Origin of the sequence: Methanosarcina spelaei (genome assembly GCF_002287235.1) — an archaeon.
Taxonomy (GTDB): Archaea; Halobacteriota; Methanosarcinia; order Methanosarcinales; family Methanosarcinaceae; genus Methanosarcina; species Methanosarcina spelaei.
The window spans coordinates 1-3,292 of the sequence record NZ_LMVP01000186.1 but is presented as its reverse complement, the minus strand read 5'-3'; the positions used below and the strand labels follow the sequence as shown (position 1 = coordinate 3,292).

1 protein-coding gene, 1 tRNA gene and 1 other RNA gene are annotated in these 3,292 nt (G+C 40.5%); 1 reads left to right on the top strand and 2 read right to left on the bottom strand.

The genetic code is table 11. The features are described 5' to 3' along the window. Positions 1-469 precede the first annotated feature (469 nt). A tRNA-Ser gene (locus tag ASJ81_RS10355) sits at positions 470-554 on the bottom strand. A gap of 156 nt (positions 555-710) precedes the next feature. Continuing rightward, an RNA gene (ffs, locus tag ASJ81_RS10350) (signal recognition particle sRNA) lies at positions 711-1,025 on the bottom strand. Positions 1,026-1,341: 316 nt separating this feature from the next. On the opposite strand from ffs, the gene ASJ81_RS10345 reads away from it, so the two are divergent. Continuing rightward, a complete protein-coding gene (locus ASJ81_RS10345; protein ID WP_095644389.1) occupies positions 1,342-2,967 on the top strand; it encodes a methylamine methyltransferase corrinoid protein reductive activase in 1,626 nt (541 codons plus the stop codon). Positions 2,968-3,292: the final 325 nt, after the last annotated feature.

Below are 3,292 nucleotides of genomic sequence, written 5' to 3'. Positions count from 1 at the left end.
TAAGCTATTTTGATAAAAGTTTCACTTTAGAAAGTAGCGGAGCGTATTGATTTTAGATAAAATATTCAAAAAAAATATCTAATGAATAAACAAATTCTTTGGCAAAAATGCCAAAGAATTTGTTTTTCAAGATTATTGCAGCTTTTTGAGGTAGTTAGCAGAGAAAATTGTAGGTTTGAGGAAAGAACAATAAGAGAAATCACTAGATTATGGAATTGTGTCGTTTTTAATAGTATTTAATGAAAATTGAATGATATCGTTTTTTGTCTCTAAATACACCAGATAATTGCTTTTACCTACTAAATAAAAGTCCAACAAACCTGCATTTGATTAAAAATCGACAGCAGTAAAAATATGAGTTTAGAAATTTACTGCGGAAAATGGGTTGGAGTTTACTGCGGAAAATGGGTTGGAGCTGAGAATATAGGTATAATTTCAAAAACAAGACTCAGAATTATTTAAAAAGAAACGACGAGAGGGGGACTCGAACCCCCGGGATGCAGGGCATCACGGGATTAGCAATCCCGCGCCATACCGGGCTTGGCTATCTCGTCACAAAGGACTTCAAGAAGCGCGTCCCCTTAAACGCATTTTATGTATTTAATCTTTTCCAGGGGAAGGGTTTCACAGAGACTATTTTACAAGAAGTATAATAGTTATGCTATAAAACGGAATCACCTGATGTATTCTAATTATTTTGTGTATTAAAGCGATGAGCACGCCTCAGGTCGTTGAATCTTGGAGATACCAGTAGACTGGAACCTCTTCTCCACCCCGCAGCCCCGCAAGCGATAGTTGCCCACAGTAAGTCTGCTCCCTTCCGGGCCTCGACCGGTTTCCGCAGTTAGGGTATGAAGACCTGCTCTCCAGCAAACCCGCATACCTGCACCATCCCAGCAGGACGGGGCTTCTCCGTTGAGATTCCAGGCTGGAGTCCCTTCGACGCATCTTCCCTTGGCTTCGTCTCCCGCGTATCGGCGATTTCGGGTTACAGGTAACGCCGGGCTACCCGGACTAGCTCATCAGCTATACAAAGTCACTTGTAATATATAAAGATATGCCAGTCATCTTCCTCCCGATATCTGTTTTTCATATTGGAATGTGAATATTCAATTGGTCTTGAAAGAAAAAAGCAAAGAGAGTGGGCACATTAGTGAGATTGTTTTTTTAAACGGATTAAAAAATATTAAGATAAACTCAGAGGGGTTTAAAATATGTAAGGAGGAATAAATCCCCCTATTTATTTATACGTTATTTTTCAAAATAATATGTAAATAAATCTGAAACAGCTATATAGCACACCAAAGTACCGGTAAAATATAGAGAGTTTGGGGAATTTCTATGAGATGTGGAGTTGCAATTGACCTTGGAACAAGTGGGTATAGAGCTCAAAAAATCGATCTTGATACAGAAGAAATCCGAAGAACAGTGATAACTTTGAGGAATCCTCTTCCTGGAGCAAATGTGATGGATCATATGGATTTTGCAATTCACTATGGTCAGGATCTCGCGCATGGACTTTCTATAAATGCAGTAAAGAACCTATTCCAGGCTCTTGATGTAAAAAGCGAGGAGCTTGAAAGGCTTTCAATCTGTGGGAACCCGATTCAGCTATCCATCTTCCAGGGAATAAGTATTGAAGATCTCGCTTATGCAGGAGAACGGAAGAAAAAGAAGTATAATATACAGGAGCAGGATAGGAGCGCGAGAATCGTACATAGCAGTGAAATTCCCGGATTTGATGAATATGATTGTGAGGTTGTAGTTCCTCCTGCAATAAAGCATGAAGTTGGAGCTGACGCCCTTGCCCTGATAATTAAATCCGGAATGCTCGATAGTGATGAAATTTCGATTGCTACGGACTACGGAACAAATGCAGAGATGGCTCTCAAAGTGAAGGACATTATTTATACGGGATCTGCAGCTGCTGGTCCTGCCCTTGAAGGACAGCAGATAAGGCATGGAAACCTTGCTTCTCCTTACACCATATCAGATTTTGAATTCGAGAATGGAGGATTAAGAAACTACATCCTGAGTGAAGAAATGAAATCAGTTCCCGGAGATATAATAGATCCGTCAACCGGGGAAATCCTTAAGGAAGGTCAGATCAAAGCCAAAGGAATTACAGGTACCGGGGTTATAGCTCTGATAGAAAAAGGAATTGAATGCGGCCTTATAGAGCTCCCAAAGATTAAAACTCCGGATGGGCTTATTCATATGCAAAACCGGATGGATTTCTCTGAGAAAGACCTGACTGAAGCCGGAAAAGCCATAGGCGCAATTCGTGCAGGACATATTACTCTCTGTTCGACTGCAGGTATCGAAATGGCAGACATTGATACGGCTTATATGGCAGGTGCTGCTGGTACCTATATGGATGCGGCAAAAGCCCAGAAAATCGGTTTGATTCCATACGCAACAGGAAAGATTTTCCAGCTTGGAAACACTTCACTTGCAGTCGCCCGTGAAATATTGCTTTCGGAAAAGAGATTATGGGAGCTTCAGGATATTGCAAGTCAAATAATAGGTACACATATAATGTTTGCAACCGCGCCGGAATTCCGGGACGTGTATGTTCTTGAACTTGCATACTGGGAGGAAGGTATGCCTTTTAAAATGTTCAAGAAATATCTCAAAAAGAAAGGACTTCCAGAGCTCGGAGAACCTATACAAAATCCTATTATAGAAAAACGAGTGGAGAGAGATATTCCAGTTCTTGGAGAAGAAGGGCTTCATGTACTTGAAAGAGTCGGGACCTATATGACTATGATTGTCGATTGCCCCGAGTGCAAAAAGTGTATTAAAGTCTGTCCAACGGGCGCTATATCAATTGACGAGGAAAACAGGGTTATGATAAGCACTGACCTGTGTGAAGGCGCCCACTGCCAGAGATGTATCAGGGCCTGTCCTCCGGAAAAGTTTAACTGGGAAAATCTTGAGGTTTTCAAACAGAAGTTGCAGGAATAAAAAGTAGCTCAGGATCCTGATCAGACAACTTCTAAATCCTCAATGAAATCTGAAAACATAGGGCAATAAATAGCTTACATAGACTTTAAAAGAGATCATAAAGAATAATATGATTCAAACTAGGGAGAGAAAACAACTTCCTGCAACTCTCCAACCTACATTCCGCAGATGTACATAGATGTAGAGTTTATTTACCTAATTGCCCAAAATTGTCAATTAAATATTGAGTTAATTTTTAATTTACTGCCTCATTGAGATAATTGATGGTACTTTTGTGTACATGTCGGGTAAGTCGGGAGGATTACTCCTCCTTTCTCCCCTAGGA